15 protein-coding genes are annotated in these 21,163 nt (G+C 65.2%); 6 read left to right on the top strand and 9 right to left on the bottom strand.

What is annotated here, in order from left to right; all coding sequences use genetic code 11:
* Positions 1–52 precede the first annotated feature (52 nt).
* The gene (locus QSV46_RS16155; RefSeq protein WP_314952885.1) at positions 53–496 is read left to right on the top strand and encodes an NfeD family protein; all 444 of its coding nucleotides are present in this window, start codon (positions 53–55) and stop codon (positions 494–496) included.
* A 40-nt stretch (positions 497–536) separates the two neighbouring features.
* Here QSV46_RS16155 and QSV46_RS16150 read toward each other — a convergent pair whose 3' ends face one another.
* Positions 537–857, bottom strand: a complete 321-nt coding sequence (locus QSV46_RS16150; protein ID WP_314952883.1) for a helix-turn-helix domain-containing protein — start codon at positions 855–857, stop codon at positions 537–539.
* Between the two features lie 72 nt (positions 858–929).
* Here QSV46_RS16150 and QSV46_RS16145 point away from each other — a divergent pair, with 72 nt between their 5' ends.
* A complete protein-coding gene (locus QSV46_RS16145; RefSeq protein ID WP_314952882.1) occupies positions 930–1,487 on the top strand; it encodes a carboxymuconolactone decarboxylase family protein in 558 nt (185 codons plus the stop codon).
* Between the two features lie 22 nt (positions 1,488–1,509).
* Here the strand turns inward: QSV46_RS16145 and QSV46_RS16140 are convergent, their stop codons facing one another.
* Positions 1,510–2,517, bottom strand: a complete 1,008-nt coding sequence (locus QSV46_RS16140) for a KpsF/GutQ family sugar-phosphate isomerase (protein WP_314952880.1) — start codon at positions 2,515–2,517, stop codon at positions 1,510–1,512.
* A 194-nt stretch (positions 2,518–2,711) separates the two neighbouring features.
* On the opposite strand from QSV46_RS16140, the gene QSV46_RS16135 reads away from it, so the two are divergent.
* The gene (locus QSV46_RS16135) at positions 2,712–4,472 is read left to right on the top strand and encodes an outer membrane beta-barrel protein (protein ID WP_314952878.1); all 1,761 of its coding nucleotides are present in this window, start codon (positions 2,712–2,714) and stop codon (positions 4,470–4,472) included.
* Positions 4,473–4,642: 170 nt separating this feature from the next.
* On the opposite strand, the gene QSV46_RS16130 is transcribed toward QSV46_RS16135, so the two are convergent.
* The 3 genes from QSV46_RS16130 to QSV46_RS16120 all read right to left on the bottom strand — a co-directional run bounded on the left by QSV46_RS16130 (position 4,643) and on the right by QSV46_RS16120 (position 11,465).
* Entirely contained in the window at positions 4,643–6,094 is a 1,452-nt protein-coding gene (locus QSV46_RS16130) for a glutamate synthase subunit beta (protein WP_314952876.1), read from the bottom strand.
* Positions 6,095–6,238: 144 nt separating this feature from the next.
* On the bottom strand, positions 6,239–10,975 hold the full coding sequence (gltB, locus tag QSV46_RS16125) for a glutamate synthase large subunit (protein ID WP_314952875.1): 4,737 nt from the start codon (positions 10,973–10,975) through the stop codon (positions 6,239–6,241).
* Between the two features lie 313 nt (positions 10,976–11,288).
* Positions 11,289–11,465, bottom strand: a complete 177-nt coding sequence (locus tag QSV46_RS16120) for a hypothetical protein (protein WP_314952873.1) — start codon at positions 11,463–11,465, stop codon at positions 11,289–11,291.
* Here QSV46_RS16120 and QSV46_RS16115 point away from each other — a divergent pair.
* Positions 11,464–12,222: a hypothetical protein gene (locus QSV46_RS16115; protein ID WP_314952871.1), complete on the top strand. Its 759-nt coding sequence runs from the start codon at positions 11,464–11,466 to the stop codon at positions 12,220–12,222. The genes QSV46_RS16120 and QSV46_RS16115 overlap by 2 nt on opposite strands.
* A 246-nt stretch (positions 12,223–12,468) precedes the next feature.
* Here the strand turns inward: QSV46_RS16115 and QSV46_RS16110 are convergent, their stop codons facing one another.
* Both QSV46_RS16110 and QSV46_RS16105 read right to left on the bottom strand, forming a co-directional pair.
* On the bottom strand, positions 12,469–13,239 hold the full coding sequence (locus tag QSV46_RS16110) for an alpha/beta hydrolase (protein WP_314952869.1): 771 nt from the start codon (positions 13,237–13,239) through the stop codon (positions 12,469–12,471).
* Positions 13,240–13,548: 309 nt separating this feature from the next.
* On the bottom strand, positions 13,549–14,019 hold the full coding sequence (locus QSV46_RS16105) for an Hsp20 family protein (protein ID WP_314952866.1): 471 nt from the start codon (positions 14,017–14,019) through the stop codon (positions 13,549–13,551).
* 209 nt (positions 14,020–14,228) lie between these two features.
* On the opposite strand from QSV46_RS16105, the gene QSV46_RS16100 reads away from it, so the two are divergent.
* On the top strand, positions 14,229–15,176 hold the full coding sequence (locus tag QSV46_RS16100) for an alpha/beta hydrolase (RefSeq protein ID WP_314952865.1): 948 nt from the start codon (positions 14,229–14,231) through the stop codon (positions 15,174–15,176).
* A 144-nt stretch (positions 15,177–15,320) separates the two neighbouring features.
* Here QSV46_RS16100 and QSV46_RS16095 read toward each other — a convergent pair whose 3' ends face one another.
* Entirely contained in the window at positions 15,321–18,128 is a 2,808-nt protein-coding gene (locus QSV46_RS16095) for a di-heme-cytochrome C peroxidase (RefSeq protein WP_314952863.1), read from the bottom strand.
* A gap of 163 nt (positions 18,129–18,291) precedes the next feature.
* Positions 18,292–20,088: an adenylate/guanylate cyclase domain-containing protein gene (locus QSV46_RS16090; RefSeq protein WP_314952861.1), complete on the bottom strand. Its 1,797-nt coding sequence runs from the start codon at positions 20,086–20,088 to the stop codon at positions 18,292–18,294.
* 219 nt (positions 20,089–20,307) lie between these two features.
* Between QSV46_RS16090 and QSV46_RS16085 the strand changes: the two genes are divergently transcribed.
* A complete protein-coding gene (locus QSV46_RS16085; protein WP_314952859.1) occupies positions 20,308–20,940 on the top strand; it encodes a LysE family translocator in 633 nt (210 codons plus the stop codon).
* Positions 20,941–21,163: the final 223 nt, after the last annotated feature.

Raw genomic sequence — 21,163 nt, 5'->3', positions numbered from 1 at the left:
GTGGACACCGGTTTTCCGACAAGGGCATGCGTCAATATGAAGAGGTCTTGTCATGACCGACATGTTCGTATCGCTCGGCACCTGGAACTGGCTGATCTTCGGCTTCATCCTGATGGCGCTGGAGGTGCTGGCGCCTGGCATCTTCCTGTTCTGGCTCGGGCTCGCCGCGTTACTCGTCGGCTTGATCTCGTTCACCGTTGCCCTGTCCTGGCAGATCCAGCTCGTGATGTTCGCGCTGTTCGCCGCCGCCGCCGTGCCGGTGTGGCGCCGTCTCGCCCGGCCGAAGCCGGACGCCAGCGCCAGCCCCTTCCTCAACAAGCGCGCGGATGCGCTGCTCGGCCGCGAGTTCACGCTGGAGAAGCCGATCGTGGACGGCAACGGCACCATGCGTATCGGCGACACCGTCTGGCGGGTGGCAGGGCCGGATACGCCGGCCGGGACGCGGGTGAAAGTCGTGCAGGTGGACGGTGCGAATCTGACGGTGGCGGCGGCGTAGCCGCGCTTACCCTCCCCTGAGGGGGAGGGTAAGAGAAGACTCACCTCTTCCACCTCTCCGCAAACCGGTGCAGCGGCATGAACGTCTCGCACAATTCCCGCCCGAGGGCCGTCAGGCCATAACCTCCACCGTCGCCCAGCTCCACGAACCCCGCCTCGCGCAGCTCGCTCAGCCGCGCTTGCAGCACCGTCGGCGAAGCCTCGTCGCAGGCCGTGCGCAGTGCGCGCGAGGTGAGGGGGGCGGCGCGCAATTCCCACAAGACCCGCAAGGCCCAGCGCCGGCCCAGCAAATCGAGCAGCGCCATGATCGGCCGCCCGGTGCGCGAGCCGCGGACGTTCCCTGATATGGCCTGTCGTGCCATCGCGCTCCTCTTGCGTTTTGCTACAAATAATGTAGCGTGTTGCTACGATAATTGTAGCAACGGAGACCGCCGATGTCACAGGCCACATCGCGCATCGCCCCGCTCGCGCCGCCTTATCCTCCGCAGATCCAGCAACAGTTCGACCGCATCATGCGCGGTGCGCCGCCGCTGATGCTGTTCCGGGTGATGGCAGGCCATGCGCGCGCCTGGGACAAGTTTCGCGCCGGCGGCCTGCTCGATCCCGGCCCGCTGTCGTTGCGCCAGCGCGAGATCGTCATCGACCGCACCTGCGCGTTGACCCAATGCGAATATGAGTGGGGCGTGCATGTCGCGATCTTCGCTGGTCCGGCAACGCTGACCGAGGAGGAGGTTCGTGCGACCGTTGCGGGCGATGCGACCTCAGCCTGCTGGTTACCGGCGGAGCAGGCGCTGATCGCAGCGGTCGACGCGCTGCATCACCGCGCGACGCTTGATGACGAGGAGTTCGCCGCGCTGTCGGCGCATTACGACGAGGCGCAGATCCTGGAGATCATGCTGCTGTGCGGCTTCTACCGCACGGTGTCGTATCTGGCGAACGGGCTGAGACTGCCGCTGGAGGAGAATGCGGCGCGGTTTCCGGCGCCGCTCTAGCCGCCGTCATTGCGAGCGCGCCTTAAGCCACGCCCGCTCGCAACAGATCGTGCAGATGCACGATGCCCACCACCTTGTCCGCCTCGGTCACGACCAGCGTGGTGATCTTGCTTGTGTTCAGCACCTCGATCATCTCGGTGGCGAGCATCGAGGGCGGTACGGTCTTGGGCTGCCTCGTCATGATGTCGTCGACCGAAGCCGTCAGCAGATCCGGCCGCATGTGGCGGCGAAGATCCCCGTCGGTGATGATGCCCGCGACCCCGCCGGAATCATCGACGATGCAGACGCAGCCCAGCCCCTTGGCCGACATCTCCATGATCGCATCCGACATCTCAGTGCCCAGCGGCTTGAGCGGGATTTCCGTGCCGGTGCGCATGTAGTCGCGGACGAATTTCAGCATCGCCCCTAACTTGCCGCCGGGGTGGAAATGCGCGAATTCCAGCGCGGTGAAGCCACGTCCCTCCAGCAGCGCGATCGCGATGGCATCGCCGATCGCGACCTGCATCATGGTCGAGGTGGTCGGCGCCAGATTGTGCGGGCAGGCCTCGCGCGCCTTCGGCAGCTCGATCACGATGTCGGCGGCCTGGCCGAGCGAGGACGCCGCGTTCGACGTCACCGCGATCATCGGAATCGCGAACCGCGCGGAGTAGTTCACGAGCGTCTTCATCTCCGGCTGCTCGCCGGACCAGGACAGCGCCATGATGACGTCGTCGGTGGTGATCATGCCGAGGTCGCCATGGGCAGCTTCCGCGGTGTGGACGAAGAAGGCGGGCGTGCCGGTCGAGGCCAGCGTCGCCGCGATCTTGCGCGCCATGTGGCCGGACTTGCCGAGGCCGGTGACGATGACGCGGCCCTTGGCGTTGCGGATCAGGTCGACCGCCCCCGCGAAGGTCGCGCCGAGCGGGCCGCGCAGGGCGGCGGCGAGCGCATTGATGCCGCCGCTCTCGGTCTCCAGCGTGCGGAGTGCGGATTCGACGCTGGTGGGGATAGGGCCGGATGATTGGGTCATCAGCGGTTTCGAGCTCGGCATGGTTTCGTCCAGGGGAAGGGTGGGGCGGTGGCCCCTTGGCGCCTGCTTAGCACGCGCGGGCGGGCGAGGCGACGAGGGCCCAGACGCCCTCAACCGGTCATTAACCATAATTGTTTTAACTCCATTAACGATGGTTCCCGTCAGCCGGCGGGGATGATCGCGAAAGTGTTTGATTTCGTTGGAGTTAATCCATCGTGGGGTCGTCTCCAGGCACCAGCCGGAGCAAACGCGCGCATTTCCTGCGCGCGGCTTTGCCGTGTCTTGCCCTGACGGCCTTCCAAAGCGCTCCGGCGTCGGCCCAGAGCCTTACGCCGGACCTGTTCAATCCCAACCGCGGCGGCTTTGCCGCGCCCGACACCTTGCCGACGCGCCGTACGGCGGGCGTGCCGCAGGCGCCCTTGGATGCATTGCCGGCGCTGCCTGATCCCGGTGCCGATCCGCGCAAACGCCAGCAGACGCCGGCAAACTCGCGCGTCGGCCAGAACCCCACCAACCAGGTCCCGGCCTACGGCCTGCCCGCCGCCAACGGCGCGAGCAGCTCCGGCTACGACTCGCTGAACCGCAAGCGGCAGCAGCCGAAGCTCTATCCGGGTCAGCCCAAGCCGAAGCGCGCAGCCGGTCCCGGCTCGCGCGCGCCGACCACAGCGCCGCCGCCGTCCACGCTCGGACTGCCGAAGATCGCGCCGCCGCCGTCCGCCTCCGCCAACAAGGCGCCCGTGCCGGCGGCGATGGCGGGAACCGTGCCGGGCCAGCCGCTGCGCCGCCGCCTCAAGGCCGATGACGATGCGTTCGGCGCCGTCGGCGATTATGCCGGCAGTTTCCTGATCAAGGGCGGGCTCGAGCTCTCTACCGGCTACGACACCAATCCCGCGCGTCTCAACAAGCCGGTCGGCTCGCCGGTCTATGTCGTTGCGCCCGATCTTCTCGTAGCATCCGACTGGGAGCGCCACGCGCTGGTCGCCGATCTGCGCGGCTCGTTCTCGGGCTACACCAACAACATGCCGGCGACGATCGACGGCTTTGCCTCGCCGTCGCCGGTCGAGATCGACCGCCCCGATTTCACGGGCCATGTTGACGGCCGCCTCGACGTCGACCGCGATCTCAAGCTGACCTCGCAGTTGCGCCTGCGGCTCGCCACCGACAATCCCGGCAGCCCGAACGTGCAGGCTGGCCTGCAGAAATATCCGGTCTACGCCACTTACGGTACCACGCTCGGCTTCGACCAGACCTTCAACCGCTTCCAGGTCGCCGCCGGCGCCACCGTCGATCGCACCGCCTACACGGATTCGAAACTCACCGACGGCTCGACCTTTGCCAATACCGACCGCGACTTCAACCAATATGGCGGTGTTGCGCGCTTCTCCTACGACCTCAAGCCCGGCCTGAAGCCGTTCGTCGAGATCCAGGGCGACACCCGAATCCACGACTTGGCCGCGGACCGCAACGGCTACTTCCGCGATTCGAATGGCGGCTACGGCAAGGTCGGTACGTCCTTCGAGTTCTCGCGCATCCTGACTGGCGAAATCTCGGTCGGATATTCCGCGCGCAACTATACCGACCCGCGCCTCAGCCAGCTCGCGGGCTTCCTCACCTCGGGCTCGCTGGTGTGGAATGCGAGCGGCCTCACCACCGTGAAATTCTTCACCGACACGCAGATCGCCGAGACCACCGTTCCCGGCTCCTCAGGCGTGCTGGTGCGCACTTACTCCGCCGAGGTCGACCACGACTTCCGCCGCTGGCTCACCGCCGTCGGCAAGTTCACCTACGGCACGCTCGACTACCAGGGCCAGAACCGCAACGACAAGACCTACTCGTTCGAGAGCAATCTGATCTACAAGCTCAACCGCAACATCTGGGTCAAGGGCACGCTGCGCCACGACATCTTGGATTCGAACCAGCCGGGCTCAAGCTCGCAGGGCACGGTCGTGATGGTCGGGGTGAGGCTGCAGAACTGAGCAGCGCCTGCGGCCGAGCGCATGCAGTGTGACCGCGACGAGAGGCACCGCTCTTTCCGCCGTCATTCCGGGGCGCGCGAAGCGCGAGCCCGGAATCCGTTCATCTACTAACCGTGAGGCCCGATGGATTCCGGGCTCGCGCCAAGTGGCGCGCCCCGGAATGACCGACCCTACCGCGGCAGATCCGTCTTCCCCATCAGGAACGTATCGATCGACCGCGCGCACAGCCGGCCCTCGCGGATCGCCCAGACCACCAGCGACTGGCCGCGGCGCATGTCGCCGGCCGTGAACACGTTCGGGCGCGAGGTCTGGTAGTCCAGCGTGTTGGCCTTGACGTTGCCGCGCGGGTCGAGCTCGACCGAGAGCAGCTTGAGCAGGCCCTCGTGCACGGGATGGACGAAACCCATCGCGAGCAGGACGAGGTCGGCGTCGAGGTCGAATTCGGTGCCGGCAATCGGCTTGAACTTGTCGTCGACGCGCACGCAGTGCAGCTTCTTGACCTGTCCGTTCTCGCCGGAAAACTTCTGCGTCAGCACCGCGTATTCGCGGATCGCGCCTTCGGCCTGACTCGAGGAGGTCCGCATCTTCAGCGGCCAGTTCGGCCAGGTCAGGCCCTTGTTCTCGCGCTCGGGCGGGGCGGGCATGATCTCGAGCTGGGTGACCGACAGCGCGCCCTGGCGCAGCGAGGTGCCGATGCAGTCGGAGCCGGTGTCGCCGCCGCCGATGACGACGACGTGCTTGCCGCCGGCCAGGATCTCCTGGACGCCGCCGAGCGGCTCCTCGGAGACGCGGCGGTTCTGCTGCGGCAGGAAGTCCATCGCGTAGTGGATGCCCTGGAGGTCGCGGCCGGGGATCGGCAGGTCGCGCGGGGCTTCCGCGCCGCCGGTCAGCGCCACGGCGTCGTACTCGTTGAGCATCTCGCGGGGATCGACATTGCCGTCAGCGCCGACATGGCTGTTGTAGTGGAAGGTGACGCCTTCGGCTTCCATCTGCGCGACACGGCGGTCGATGATGTTCTTCTCCATCTTGAAGTCGGGAATGCCGTAACGCAGCAGGCCGCCGGCCTTGGCGAACTTCTCGAACAGATGCACGTCGTGACCGGCGCGCGCGAGCTGCTGCGCGCAGGCCATGCCGGCCGGCCCCGAGCCGATCACCGCGACCTTCTTGCCGGTCTTGGCGGCGGCAACTTCCGGCTTGAGCCAGCCATTGTCCCAGGCACGGTCGACGATCGCGCATTCGATGGTCTTGATGGTGACGGGGTTGTCGTCGATGTTGAGCGTGCACGACGCCTCGCACGGCGCCGGGCAGATGCGGCCGGTGAACTCCGGGAAATTGTTGGTCGAGTGCAGGTTGCGTGAGGCTTCTTCCCAATTGCCCTGATAGACGAGGTCGTTCCAGTCCGGGATCTGGTTGTTGACCGGGCAGCCGGGCGTGCCGGGCGCGACCGAGCCGGTGCCGTGGCAATAGGGAATGCCGCAGTTCATGCAGCGCGCGGCCTGGTCGCGCGTTTCCTTCTCGCTCAAGGGAAGGACGAATTCGTGAAAATGCTTCACGCGCTCGGGGACCGGTGCGTACTTGCGGTCGTGCCGTTCGATTTCGAGAAAACCCGTGATCTTGCCCATTAAACCCGAAGTCCCTGCCGGCTAATTCGTCTGTTGTTTCCTCGACCGTCATTGCGAGGAGCGAAGCGACGAAGCAATCCAGTCTGCATCAAGGTAGAAAGTCTGGATTGCTTCACTGCGCTCGCAATGACGGGGTGTGATGCCTTACGCCCCGATCGCGATTTTCGGCTCGGCGTCCGCGTTGGCGGCAGCCATTTCGCGCAGCGCGCGCCGGTACTCGACCGGCATCACCTTGCGGAATTTGGGCAGCCAGTCCTTCCAGTTGGCAAGGATCTCGGCGGCGCGCCTGGAGCCGGTCGCCTTCGCATGGCGCGTGATCAGGACGTGGAGGCGCTCGACATCGGAGTCGAGCAGGTCCCTGAACACGTCGACCCGGCCGTGCGCCTCGAGGTCACCGGAGTGGTGATAGGTGCCGGCGTTGATCAGCTCCTCCGACAGCACCGGTTCGAGCTCGACCATCGCCATGTTGCACAGCTTGTCGAAGTCGCCGGCTTCATCCAGCACATACGCAATGCCGCCCGACATGCCGGCCGCAAAATTGCGCCCCGTCTTGCCGAGCACGACCACGATGCCGCCGGTCATGTATTCGCAGCAATGATCGCCCGCGCCTTCGACCACGGCGACCGCACCCGAGTTACGCACGGCAAAGCGTTCGCCGGCGATGCCGCGGAAGTAGCACTCGCCCTGGATCGCGCCGTACATCACGGTGTTACCGACGATGATGCTCTCCTCCGGCACGATGGCGGAGTTCCTCGGCGGCTTGACGATGATCTTGCCGCCGGAGAGCCCCTTGCCGACATAGTCGTTGGCTTCGCCTTCGAGTTCGAAGGTGACGCCATTGGCGAGCCACGCGCCGAACGCCTGGCCCGCGGTGCCCTTGAGGCTGACCTGGATGGTGTCCTGCGGCAGGCCGGCGTGGCCGTAGATCTTGGCGACCGCGCCCGACAGCATCGCACCGGCGGAGCGGTTGGTGCTGTTGATGGCGGCTTCGATCTTCACCGGCGCGCCGCGGTCGAGCGCAGGCTGCGCCTTCTCGATCAGCGTGCGGTCGAGCACCGCCTCCAGATGATGGTTCTGGCGCTCGGAGTGATAGATCTTCTGGCCCTTCTCTTCCTTCTGCTTGACGAACAGCTTTGAGAAGTCGAGCCCCTTGGCCTTCCAGTGCGCGACCAGCTTGGTCTGGTCGAGCAGCTGCACCTGGCCGATCATTTCGTTGAAGCTGCGGAAGCCGAGCGAAGCCATGATCTCGCGGACTTCCTCCGCGACGAAGAAGAAGTAGTTGATCACGTGCTCGGGCTGGCCGGTGAAGCGCTTGCGCAGGACGGGGTCTTGCGTCGCGACGCCGACCGGGCAGGTGTTGAGATGGCACTTGCGCATCATGATGCAGCCGGCCGCGATCAGCGGCGCGGTGGCGAAGCCGAACTCGTCGGCCCCGAGCAGCGCGCCGATCACGACGTCACGTCCGGTGCGGAAGCCGCCGTCGACCTGGACCACGATGCGGCTGCGCAGCCGCTCGCGCACCAGCGTCTGGTGGGTTTCGGCAAGGCCGATCTCCCAGGGGCTGCCGGCATGCTTGATCGAGGTCAGCGGCGAAGCGCCGGTGCCGCCCTCGAAGCCGGCGATGGTGACATGGTCGGCACGCGCCTTGGCGACGCCCGCGGCCACCGTGCCGACGCCGATCTCGGAGACCAGCTTGACCGAGACCGCGCCGTCCGGGTTGACGTTCTTGAGATCGTAGATGAGCTGCGCCAGATCCTCGATCGAGTAGATGTCGTGGTGCGGCGGCGGCGAGATCAGGCCGACGCCCGGCGTCGAGTGCCGGACCTTGGCGATGGTGGCGTCGACCTTGTGGCCGGGCAGCTGGCCGCCTTCGCCGGGCTTGGCACCCTGCGCCATCTTGATCTGCATCATGTCGGAGTTGACGAGATACTCCGTGGTGACGCCGAAACGGCCCGAGGCGACCTGCTTGATCGCCGAACGCATGGAATCGCCGTTCGGCATCGGCTTGAAGCGGTCGGCTTCCTCGCCGCCTTCGCCGGTGTTCGACTTGCCGCCGATCCGGTTCATGGCGATCGCGAGGGTGGTATGGGCCTCGCGCGAGATCGAGCCGAAGCTCATCGCGCCGGTGGCGAAACGCTTGACGATGTCCTTGGCCGGCTCGACCTGGTCGAGCGGCACCGGCTTGCGCTTCTCTTCCTCCGGATTCTTGATTCGGAACAGGCCGCGCAGCGTCAGCAGCCGCTCCGACTGCTCGTTGAGTATCTTTGCGAAGGCGCGATAGCGCTCCAGCGAATTGCCGCGTGCGGCGTGCTGCAGCAGCCCGACCGACTCCGCGGTCCAGGCATGGTCCTCGCCGCGGCTGCGATAGGCATATTCGCCGCCGACATCGAGCGCGCTCTTGTAGACCTGCGCCTCGCCGAACGCGTCGGCGTGGCGGCGCACGGCTTCTTCCGCGATCTCCGAAAGGCCGACGCCCTCGACGCGGGTATGCGTGCCGGCGAAGAACTTTGCGACGAAATCCGCCTTGAGGCCGACCGCGTCGAAGATCTGCGCGCCGCAATAGGACTGGTAGGTCGAGATGCCCATCTTGGACATCACCTTGAGCAGGCCCTTGCCGATCGACTTGATGTAGCGCTTGACGATCTCGTAATCGTCAAGCGAGCCGGGCAGGCGGTCCTTCATCGCGATGATGGTCTCGAACGCCAGATACGGATTGATCGCCTCGGCGCCGTAGCCGGCAAGGCAGGCGAAGTGATGCACTTCGCGCGGCTCGCCGGATTCGACGACGAGGCCGACCGAGGTGCGGAGGCCAGTGCGGATCAGGTGGTGATGCACGGCGGCGCAGGCGAGCAGCGACGGAATCGGAACCCGGTCGGTGCCGACCATGCGGTCGGACAGGATGATGATGTTGACGCCCTCGCGCACCGCGCTTTCCGCGCGTGCGCAGAGCTCGTCGAGCACCTGGTCCATGCCGGCCGCGCCGAGACCGGCGTGGAAGGTGGTGTCCAGCGTGCGCGACTTGAAGTGTGTGTCGGCCACGTCCGAGATCGAGCGGATCTTTTCCAGGTCCGCGTCGGTCAGGATTGGTTGGCGCGCTTCGAGACGCTTGGTAGTGGCAAGGCCCTGCAGGTCAAACAGGTTCGGCCGCGGTCCGATGATGGAGACGAGGCTCATCACCAGCTCCTCGCGGATCGGGTCGATTGGCGGGTTGGTGACCTGCGCGAAATTCTGCTTGAAGTAGGTGAACAGCGGCTTGGCCTTGTCCGACAGCGCCGAGATCGGCGTATCGTTGCCCATCGAGCCCGCAGCTTCCTCGCCCGTGGCCGCCATCGGCGTCATCAGGATGGTGATGTCTTCCTGGCTGTAGCCGAACGCCTGCTGGCGATCGAGCAGCGACAAATTGGAGCGGACGCCGGTGGTCGGAACCTTCGGCAGCTCTTCCAGCACGATCTGGGTCCGCTCCAGCCACTCCTCGTAGGGATGGCTCTTGGCGAGCTCGGCCTTGATTTCGTCGTCCGGAATCAGGCGGCCCTGTTCGAGGTCGACCAGCAGCATCTTGCCGGGCTGCAAGCGCCACTTGGTGATGATCTGGTCCTCGGGGATCATCAGCACGCCCATCTCGGACGCCATCACGATGCGGTCGTCCTTGGTCACGAGATAGCGCGCCGGCCGCAAACCGTTGCGGTCGAGCGTGGCGCCGATCTGGCGGCCGTCGGTGAAGGCGATCGCGGCGGGACCGTCCCACGGCTCCATCAGCGCGGCATGGTATTCGTAGAAGGCGCGCCGCTTCTCATCCATCAGCGGATTGCCGGCCCACGCCTCCGGAATCATCATCATGACGGCATGCGGCAGCGAGTAGCCGCCCTGCACCAGAAATTCGAGCGCGTTGTCGAAGCAGGCGGTGTCGGACTGGCCTTCGTACGAGATCGGCCAGAGCCGGTTGATGTCCTTGCCGTAGAGCTCGGAGCTCACCGAAGCCTGGCGCGCCGCCATCCAGTTGACGTTGCCGCGCAGCGTGTTGATCTCGCCGTTATGCGCGATCATGCGGTAGGGATGCGCCAGCGACCACGCCGGGAAGGTATTGGTCGAGAAGCGCTGATGCACCAGCGCCAGCGCGCTCTCGAAGTCCGCCTCGTGCAGATCGGGATAGTACTTGCCGAGCTGGTCGGCGAGGAACATGCCCTTGTAGATCACGGTGCGGCAGGACATCGAGCACGGGTAATAGCCCGCAAGCCCGCGGTCGCGGCGCTGGTAGATCGCCTGCGAGATCGACTTGCGCAGGATGTAGAGCCGGCGCTCGAAATCGTCCTCGGTCCTGGCGGTGCCGTTGCGGCCGATGAACACCTGCATGCAGGCGGGCTCGGTCGGCTTCACGGTGACGCCGAGCGAGGAATTGTCGGTCGGCACGTCGCGCCAGCCGAGCAGCGTCAGGCCCTCTTCCTTGATCTGGTCGGCGATGATGCTCTTGATGACGTTGCGCCAGGCGGTGTCGCGCGGCATGAACAACGCGCCGATGGCGTATTCGCCCGGGTTGGGCAGCGCGAAGCCGAGCTCCCCGGCCTTGCGGGCGAAGAAGGCGTGCGGGATCTGCACCAGGATGCCGGCGCCGTCACCGGCGCGCGGGTCGGCGCCGACGGCGCCGCGGTGCTCGAGATTGCAGAGAATGCTCAGCGCGTCCGAGACGATCTCGTGGGACTTCTTGCCCTTGATGTTGGCGATGAAGCCGACGCCGCAGGAGTCCTTTTCCAGGCTCGGATCGTAGAGGCCTACGGCCGGCGGTCGCGAATTGTGTTCCTGAATCGGATCGGCCGTTTTCGAGGCGACCGTCGCCGACAGCTCTTCTGCCACGATGCTTGCGCGCTCGAATTGCGACCCGTTCATGTCCTCGTCCTCTCCATGCGGCAAGCTGCCTCACCGCCATCTTCGGCGCACCTTGGGCGTCCCGCGGCACCCGGTTCTGGGCCACCGCTCGTCCTCTGCGAGCCGCATTTTCTTAAATTCAGGCCAAGGCGCTCTTCGTCCCCGAGAACGGCTTTGCCTGTTGCCTTCCTGATGCTCGAAAGCATCGACTTTCGTTGCAATCCCTATGCCGGACCGCAACAAAATTGAGACAGTCTTCCTGTCCTAACACACACCTTGCCAAATTTTTCTCTATCACACAAGCGTGGGAAAGTCCCGATTCCCGATATGTCAATCAATCGCTTTCCGAAAGTTGCGCGGCCCCGGTTTTGAAGCAAACGCGCCCTGATCCGGCCCTGTGGACGCCGAAATCGCGAATGAAGCTTCGGATGGCCCCTTCGGAAGTCGCGTCACGCCGCCAGAAGCGAAAGAGCGCGAGCCATTCGGGGCCTGACAGGAGCGTCTCGACCATGAAGTTTTTCACAGGATGTTTGGCCGCCGCCGTGCTGGCGCTGACTGCGACTGCCGCTCAAGCGCAAGTTCCAGTGCGCGGAGCCGTGATAGCGGTGTCGGATTTCGACGGCCCCTACGCGCAGCCGGACGCCGCGCCGCCCCCGCCGCCGCGCTACGGATATGGCTATGGTTACGAGGAACGCGGTGCGGCCCCGGCGCTGCTGCCGTCGACGGAGGTCTACGCGGTGCTGCGTGAAAACGGCTTCTCGCCGCTCGGCATCCCGCGCCTGCGCGGCAGCGTCTACACCATCGCGGTGATCGACCGCCGCGGCGACGATGGCCGGCTGGTGATCGACGCCCGCGATGGACGGATCTTGCGCTTCATGCCGTCCGCCGATGCCTACGGCATGGCGCCCAGCTATGAAGAACCCGCGGTTGCACCTTACCGCCCGCAGAGCGCGCTGCCGCCGCCCACCATGGTCCGCAGCGGCCCGCCGCGCCCGCCGGCCCCGATCCCGCACGTCGCCAGCCGCTCCGTGCCGCTGCCCAAGGCCGCCCCGCCGCGCGGCGAGGCGCCGGTCGCAGCGGCGAAGCCGGCCGAGTCTGCGCCACAACAGGCTCAGCCTGCGCAGCCGTCGCAGCAGACCGCTGCCGTACAGCCCAAGCCGGCCGAGACCGCACCGCAAGTTGCCGCTGCGCCAACAGTGGGGCAGGCCAAGCCCGCGCCGACGATCCTGCCGACGCAGGACATGCCGGCGGCGCAGGGGTTGGATTAGCGCGTGGCCGTCGTTTGGCGCGACAGCGCGCATCATACCCTCGGTGTCGTCCCCGCGAAGGCGGGGACCCATACCGCGTGATCTATCGGCGGGGAGGAGGCGCGGGTACCGACCACCGGTCTTCGCCAAAACTGCTCCCTGTGGCTATGGGGCCCCGCCTTCGCGGGGACGACATCGGGAGAGAGCAGAGCAAAACAAAAGCGCCCGAAAAACTTCGGGCGCTTTTGCATGGCAGCGACAGTGCTTTCAGCTCCGCCCATACCCCGCCGCTTCCAGGATCAGATTCGCGACTTCCTTCGGATGCGACACCAGCGAAAGATGGCCCGCGTCGAGCTCGACCGTGGTTGCGTTCATGCGCTTGGCGAGGAAGCGTTCGAGATTGGGATTGATGGTGTAGTCATTCTTCGATACCGCGTACCAGCTCGGCTTCGAATGCCAAGCGGCTTCGGTGGTGCGGCCGCCAAAGATCGAGGCTGCCGTCGGCCATTGAACCGCGTAGAGCTCCCTGGCCTGCTCCGGCTTCACGCCGTTGGCGAAATACTTCAGGAAGGCGTCTTCCGAGAGCTTTGTGTAGCCGTCGCGCTCGACGATGCCGGCGCGCACCGGGCCAGTCGGAAACTGCTTCGACAGTGCAACGAAATCCTCGTTCGCATCGGGCGCGCGTGCGGCGATATAAACGAGGCCGGTGACCTTCGGATCGGTGCCGACCTGGCTGATCACGGTGCCGCCCCAGGAATGCGCGACCAGCACGGTCGGTCCATCCTGCTCGGCCAGCGCGCGCTTGGTGGCCTCGACGGAGTCCGCGAGCGACGACAGCGGATTCTGCACGGCAGTCACGTGCAGGCCGGCGGCCTGGAGGATCGGGATCACCTCCGACCAGCTCGAGCCGTCGGCCCAGGCGCCGTGCACCAGCACGACGTTCTTGGCCTTCACCGTCTGCGGGGTCTGTGCGTGAGCGAGGCTGAGGGGGGCCGCCAGCAGGCTCGCGGCGACGAAAAGGCTGCGCCAGAAAGTCATGATCGTTCTCCGTCTTGTTTTGGTTCGATATCCAAAGGACGAGGAGCAGGGCGGCGGCGTTACGCCATTCACCGCTCTGTGATGCAGTGCAATAGTCCAGCAACGCAGTTCAGCAATCGGTGACGTCCCGGCGAAGGCCGAGACCATCATCTCAGGGAGGGTATGGCAGATCCGTCGTTCGGTATTCCTTCCGCGCACGATTATTGATCTCGCGGTAGGATTTCTTGGCTTCGCCCGGACGAGGAGAGCCAAATAAAAAACGCCCCGGGGCACCGGGGCGTTTTCGCAACCTGGAAGTGGCGTGCGTGATTACGCGGCGGCTTGCGTGGCCGAGCTCTCGATCACCTGCGCGCCCTGCGCACCGGTGTTGATCGCGATCTGGCGCGGCTTCTTCGCCTCGGGAATCTCGCGGACGAGGTCGACGTGAAGCAGCCCGTTCTCGAGCGAGGCGTTCTTCACCTGCACGAAGTCGGCAAGCTGGAAGGCGCGCTCGAAGGCACGCGCGGCGATGCCGCGGTAGAGCACTTCGGACTTCGAGTTCTCATTGGCGACTTTCTCGCCCTTGATCGTCAGCGTGTTTTCCTTCGCGACGATGGAGAGCTCATCCCTGGCAAAGCCCGAGACCGCAACGGTGATGCGGTAGTCGTTCTCGCCGGTGCGCTCGATGTTGTAGGGGGGATAACCGGGGCTGCCGTCCGAACCGGCCTGGTCGAGCAGGTTGAAGAGGCGGTCGAAGCCGACGGTGGACCGATAGAAGGGGGTGAGATCGTAGGTACGCATGGTCAAGTCCTCCATTGAGCGACTGTTGAGGTAACCCGCCCGCCGATCGGGCCGGGCTTTCGTCTGTGTGCAGCCTGATGTTCCGGTTCCGAAACACTGGTAGCGGCCTGCACCGGGGTGATATGGGTTCAGTGAAACTGCGTTCAAGAGGGCGGCACCGGCGCCTTTTCGGCGCCCCCGCTCTCCTCGATTTTCAGTCATTCCCGCCCATGACGCTGGTCTCGATTCCGTCCAATCCCGTCCCCGAAGACGTCGTCAGCGGCACCATCAAGACGCCCGATGGTGCCGAGCTTCGCTTTGCGCGCTGGGCGCCGCCGGCGAACCGCAAGGGTACGGTCTGCGTCTTCACCGGACGCAGCGAGCAGATCGAGAAGTATTTCGAGACCGTGCGCGATTTGCGCGACCGCGGCTTCGCGGTGGCGATGATCGACTGGCGCGGGCAGGGCCATTCCTCGCGCCGCCTGCGCGATCCGCGCAAGGGTTACGTGCGCGACTTCTCCGATTTCGAGATCGACGTCGAGACCTTCGTGCAGCAGGTAGTGCTGCCGGACTGTCCGCCGCCCTTCTTCGCGCTCGCGCACTCCATGGGCGGCACCGTGATGCTGCGCCTCGCGCATGCGGGCAAGCGCTGGTTCGACCGCATGGTGCTGTCGGCGCCAATGATCGACCTGCCCGGCCGCGCCACCTCGTTGCCGGCGCGGGCGCTCCTGAAGACGATGCGCTTGATGGGGATGGGCGGCCGCTATGTCCCCGGCGGCGGTGACCGCATCACCGGTCTCGAACCCTTCATCAACAATCCCCTGACCAGCGATCCCGTGCGTTATGCGCGCAACGCCGCGATTCTGGAGGAGGATCCGACGCTGGGGCTGGCGTCACCGACGGTCGCCTGGGCCGACACGGCCTTCCGCGCGATGAACACCTTCAAGGGTAAAAACTACCCCTCCGAGATCCGCCAGCCGATCCTGATGCTGGCGGCCTCCAGCGACACCGTGGTGTCGACCGCGGCGATCGAGGAGTTCGCCTATCACTTGCGTGCCGGCTCGCATCTCGTGATCGCCGGTTCGAAGCACGAGATCCTGCAGGAGCAGGACCGTTACCGCTCCCAGTTCTGGGCCGCCTTCGACGCCTTCGTGCCGGGCACGCCGCTGTTCAAGTGAGTGAATGTCCGGATACTTCCGGAGTGCTGAGCGTTCCGCAATCTCCGTCATGCCCGGGCTTGTCCCGGGCATCCACGTTCTTGGTGCCACGATGAAGATCATGGATGGCCGGGGCAAGCCCGGCCATGACGATCATGGGATGCACTACAGCGTCTTCAGATACTCGATCAGATCGTAGCGCTCCTGCTCCTTGAGCACGCGGCCGATGGTGCCGTCCTTGCCGGGGCCTGGCGTGCCATCGAACGAGTGGCCGGCATTGCTGTTGCCGAACATCTCGGTGCCATCAGATGCCCGCGTCGAGAAGCGCGACTGCCCGGTCTTGCAGCTCTCGCCGTCGATGACCGCGAAGCCGACCTGCTTCGGATCGTAGTCGCGATCGCCACCCATGCAGAACGATTTGGGGCGCTCGGCCGCGGGGCTCAGCATCCAGTAGAGCGAGGGGACCGATCCGTTGTGCAGGTAAGGCGCGGTGGCCCAGACGCCGTTGAGCGGGCGCGCGCGATACCAGGGCCCCGGCTCGGTCTTGTCGGGCGGTTGCGGGCCGGGATTGGGGCAGTTCTTGCGCTTACCCCACCAGGCCTCCTGAACCTTCGGGGCGATCTTCGCATCGTCCATCGCCTTGCGGCTGACGATGTCGACGAGCACCATCAGGCCGAGCGAGTACGGCATGTCGGTCGAGGAAATATCCGGCAGATTGCAGCTCCACCAGGCATTGAGATTTTGCGTGGGATCGAGCTTGAGAAAGCCCGGGACCTGAACCGTCCGCGTCGCCAGCACACCGGCCTGGGCGGAGTCGGTCCCCATGCCTTTGACGCTTTTCTGGACCTCGTTAAGGAATTTGTCGTCGCCGATGGTCTCCCACCGAGACGAGGACCAGATGCTCTGGTCGGGAAATTCGGTGTCGAACTTGGGATCGTTGACCGGGCCGAGATGGCATTCGGCGCAAATCTGCGCATAGAGCTTGCGGCCGCGCTTGACGCGGTCGTCATCGATCTTCCAGGCCGCATCGCCGAAGATGTCCGACGGCCATTTCGGCGAGGTCAGTCCGGAGAGCTGCTTTTTCGGATAGGGCGCCGACCCCTTCAGCAGATCCTCGATCCAGTTCAGATTCTTGATGTCCATCGACGAGCGGAACAGCGTGTCCTTGGGGGTATTGTCGGACAGATTGAGCAGCGCGGTCACGCCCAGCGCTTCGCCGGCGTTGCGGATCAGCGGTTGTTCGATCGAGGCGTCATATTGCGCGAATTTGAGCCAGGGCACGGTCCAGATCGGCGGGAAGCTGACCGGCGCGTCCTTGGCATGCAGATTCTTCTCGAAGCCGCTGAGGCCACTGAGCGCCATGTCCTGGGAGAAGACCTGGTTGCCGATGCGGTTGAGCGCGTCGAGACGGCCGTATCCTTCCTCCGTGTCCTGCTGCTGCTCTTCCCGCTTCGTCTTTTCGTTGAACCTCGTCTTGCCCTCGATGGTCTTCTTGTAGGTCTTCTCCCAATCGACCAGGAATGTTTCGATCGCACGCAGCTTCTGCTTCAGCGCATCGCGATCCGAATCGCTGGCGGAGGGGCCGAGCACACGGTCGGCGAAGCGCGTGAACCGGCCAGGCACGAGGAGCGTGTAGGCAATCGACAGGCCGGTCGTGACCTCGAGCTTCCTGAGGTCGGTCATCGCCGGGCCGCCGTCGAAGCGGATGTCGATGCCTTTGTAGCGGATCTGGCCGGTGTGGCAGGCGGCGCAGGTCAGACCGATCCGGTCCTCGCCGGTCTTGCCGGTCGCGGGATCGGGCACGCCGGTCATGCGTGCAAAGCCGACGGGCAGGCCGTCGACGTTTTCAGCCTGGGCACCCCAGTCGACCGGCGGATTCCAAAGCCGCGCCGGCACCGGCTTCGTCTTGTCGTAGACGTTGGCATAGCCGAACCGGCGCAGCGTGGCGTCGTCGGTGTTGATCGTCTGCGGGCTCGGGATGAAGCCGAAGCGCTGCAGATGGTCGCTGTCATGCAGCATCCCGGGTTTTTCGAAGAAATGAAGCCGCGGCTGCTCAAGCGCCATGAACCAGTTATAGGGCACCGGGAAGGTCGCGGTGCCCTGGCTGGCATGATGAAACCAGTGCCGGTCCTCCAGCGCCCAGTTTTGCTCGAGCCAGTACGCAGCCCGCGGTTCGACGTGCTCGGGCAATGGCGGCGCCACCAGGTCCCCGAGGATGCCGGGCAGCATCGGCTGGAATTGATCGGGAAAGCGTAGCGCCACGACGCCAAAGACCAGGAGCGCGGCGAGGAGTCCGCCTGCAGCGCGCAATATGAGCGAGGGCGGGGTGACCGGCTGGCTGACGACCCGCTGAGTGATCCGGTCAGGGAGTTTCCTCTCGCTGAACAATGTCCTCACCTCGGCCACGCTGAGATAGCGGTCCTCGCCCTGGCCCTTGCCCATGATCTTGAGCAGGATCGGCCATTCGAACTTCATCAGGATCGAGTAGTACCAGCGCGCTTGATTGCCGGCGCGCTTGAGATTGTCGTCCATGAAGGTCTGGATTTGCGAGGCGTTGAGCCCGGTCTCGGTGCCGCCATCGGGATCGGTATAGGTGCCGCCGAAACTGGCGAGTCGCGCCAACTCGGCCTCGTCGACGCTACCGTCGAGGCCGAGGATGCGCGAGCCGGCACCGAGCTTGTCGAGCGGGCCGCCGCGCAAGCTATTGAGCTGCGCGCCCCAGAAGATGCTTTGCAGGATGTGACAGGCGCCGTTGGCGATCAGCGCGACGCCGCGGACCTGAATGCGGGCCGAGATCTTCTTCAGCCCGGTCTCGCCGCTCGCATTCGCGATGGTCTGTGAGAGAGTTCGGAGCGGCACGGTCCCGCCCTCGACGAAACCTTCGCCGACGAGGCCCCGCAGGAAGGGGCAGGGATTGTTCGGTGAGACCTGGATGCAGGGATTGAAGGGAGGCTTCGAAGCGGGGTCGTTCATGGCCCAAATCCTGAAAACAGCGAATCGTGAAATACAGACGCGGCGATCAAGCGCGTTAAAGTCCTAACAAACCGACAGACATTATACTACTTCAGCGTGTAGCGAAGTGTGGCTGAATTCACTGTCGTGTCAATAAAGGTGGACGGGAAATTGCCGCTGGCCCTCAGGACTCGGCGGCGCGTTTGATGTCGCTCTGGACCAGGGTCAGCTTGCCGAGCGGCACGCCCGCCTTCAGAAGCCCCTCCCGGTAATGGGCGAGGTCCTCGGGCCGCTTCCAGTGGAAATTGCGCAAGTGACGATCGACATTCAGGGTCGGGTAGTTGCTCATGAGCACGCCGGTAGCCTCGCTGGCCTCGTCGCTCCGTCCCATTTGCGCCAGTGCCGCGGCGCGGATCGCCAGTGCCTGCATGTGGTTCGGGTTGACGTAGAGCTGCTCGCGGGCCCATGACAGGGTCGCGTCGTATTGGCGCAACAGATAGTGACTGAAGGCGTTCAGCGCGGACCATTGGTAGCGCGGGTCGCTGTTGTCGCGCTGCGCGGCCATCGAGAACAGTTCGATCGCCTCGCGGTGCTCGCCGATGACGAAATGGCAGATGCCGAGCACGCCGCGCGCACCATTGTCGTAGGGATTGAGCGCGACCGCGCGCTTGGCGGCGTCCATCGCCGCCTCGTAATGGCCCTCCAAGGCATGGGCCCAGGACAGGATCGAGAACGCAAAGGAGGAGCGCGGATCGAGCCGGACGCTGATCTCGGCGAGGTTCATCGCCTCGGCCCACATCTCGCGCGTGCCCTTGACCCAGCCGAACTGGATGCTCTGGATCTGGATCGTGGCGAGATAGGCGTGCGCGATCGACAGTTTGGGATCGAGCCTGATGGCCTCCCGGAACAGGTCGACGGCGACCGCGAGATCCTCCTTGGTCTGCCGGTAGTAATGCGACAGCCCCTTGAGGAACCGGTCCCAGGCGGTCACGTCGGTCGAGAGCCGCGCCGGCGCCGAGGCCTCCGCGCGGACGATCTCGGTGGCGATCGCGGCGGACAAATTGGTCGTGATCTCGTCCTGCATCGCGAACAGGTCGCCGATGTCGCGGTCGTAGCGCCCGGTCCAGAGCTGCTCGCCGGTCTCCGGCGCGATCAGCTCGGCGGTGACGCGGATCTTGGCTCCGGCGCGCCGCACCGACCCCTGGATCAGATAGGTGGCGTCGATCTCGCGCGCGATCAGCCGGGTGCTGGTGTTCTTGCCCTTGAAGGCGAAGGTCGAGTTGCGGCTCAGTACGCGGTAGAAGGATTGCAGCGACAGCGCGTGGATCAGGTCCTCGGTGAGGCCGTCGGAGAAATATTCGTCCTGGGCGTCGCTGAGATTGGCGAAGGGCAGCACGCCGACGATCGCGGTGCGGTACTGCTGCGCAAGCGTGGACGCCTCCCGCAGCTCGGGAGCCAGCGCCGGCGCGCCCTCGGGCTTCCAGGTCCAGACCCCGACGGCATCCCGGATGTTCTTGAAGCGATGGTTGCCGGCATCGGTCAGCGGCACGGTGAGATGCTTGCCCGCCTCCCGGTAGGCCTTGGCCGAGATCGCGAAGCCGCCGGGGCTCGCCACCGATTCCAGGCGGACGGCAATGTTGACGTCGTCACCGAACACCTCGCCCTCGTCGGCGATGACGTCGCCCATGTGGATGCCGAGGCGGAACTGCATGGCGCGGTCGGCGGGCAGATGGTGGTTGCGCTCCGCCATCAATGTCTGCATCGCGATCGCGGCCTCGGCGGCACCCACGATCGAGGGGAACTCCAGCAGGAAGCCGTCGCCGGTGTTCTTGATCACGCGGCCGCCATGGTTGAGGATGATGGGGTGGATCGCGCTGCGATGGGCCTTGAAGGCGGCATGGGTGCCGGCCTCGTCGCTGCCCATCATGCGCGAATAGCCGGCGACATCGGCGCAGACGATGGCGGCCAGACGTCTTTCCATATCCCCGGAGCTCCAACGGAGGGCGGACCGGCCACGGTGGCAGTCGCCTCGAATCCCGCATTTCAAGAACCCTGCCTTTATAGAGCAGATGAAGCCGCGCGAAAGTATGATCCGCAATGCAAATTCGAGGTAAATTGCGCAGTTGCGGTGGTGGACGAAGGCGGGTGAACCGATTAAGCCCCCTTGAGACCGAGGGTCGGACGGCGGGGCACCTCACACATGCTGGGCATTCACGAAATCTGGCTCTTCATCCTGTCGGGCGTGCTGCTCAACGTCACACCGGGGCCGGATACGGTCTATGTGATCGGCCGCAGCCTGCAGATGGGCTGGCGGGGCGGCGCTGCGGCCGCGCTCGGCATCAGTTGCGGCTGTTTTTTCCACGTTGCGGGCGCTGCGATCGGCCTTTCGGCCCTGCTGATGGCCTCGTCCACCGCGTTTGCGATCCTGAAGCTGGTCGGCGCCGCCTATCTCGTGGTGACCGGACTTCAGATGCTGTGGTCGCGGCCGGTGCTGGCGTCCGCCGTCGACGAGCCGGTGCGGAGCTCGCTGCGGCGGGTTTTCCTCCAGGGCGTCTTCACCAACGCGCTCAATCCCAAGGTCGCGCTGTTCTTTCTGGCCTTCCTGCCGCAATTCGTCGCAGCCGACTCAGCCCACAAGCCGCTCGCCTTCCTGGCGCTCGGCCTGATCTTCATCGGCACGGGGACGCTGTGGTGCCTGGTGCTGGCCGCGTTCGCCGCAAAGGCGGCGCACGGCCTGCGGCGCTCGGAGAGCGTGATCGCCTGGGTCAACCGCGCGCTCGGCGGCCTCTTCATCTATCTCGGCATTCGCGTCGCCATGCTGGAGACGCGGTAGCTCGTTCGAACGAATGACGAGAGCGGGGCTTCGCAGGGTGGATTAGCTCGCGGCTGCGCGAAGCCCGATCCGCTAGCGTAATCCACCACTGTTTGCCTCCGGAAACTAAAGAAGTGGGTTACGCCTTCGGCTAACCCTACGATGCGCCCTAGCACTACTTTGGCAGATTGTTGATTTTGTCTCGTTTTATAGGATTCCCGAATCAATTTTTCAATGATTCATG

The sequence above is a fragment of the Bradyrhizobium cosmicum genome (assembly GCF_032290525.1).
GTDB lineage: Bacteria > Pseudomonadota > Alphaproteobacteria > Rhizobiales > Xanthobacteraceae > Bradyrhizobium > Bradyrhizobium cosmicum_A.
The sequence above is the reverse complement of the archived record's forward strand: the minus strand, read 5'-3'. Positions and strand labels throughout refer to the sequence as shown.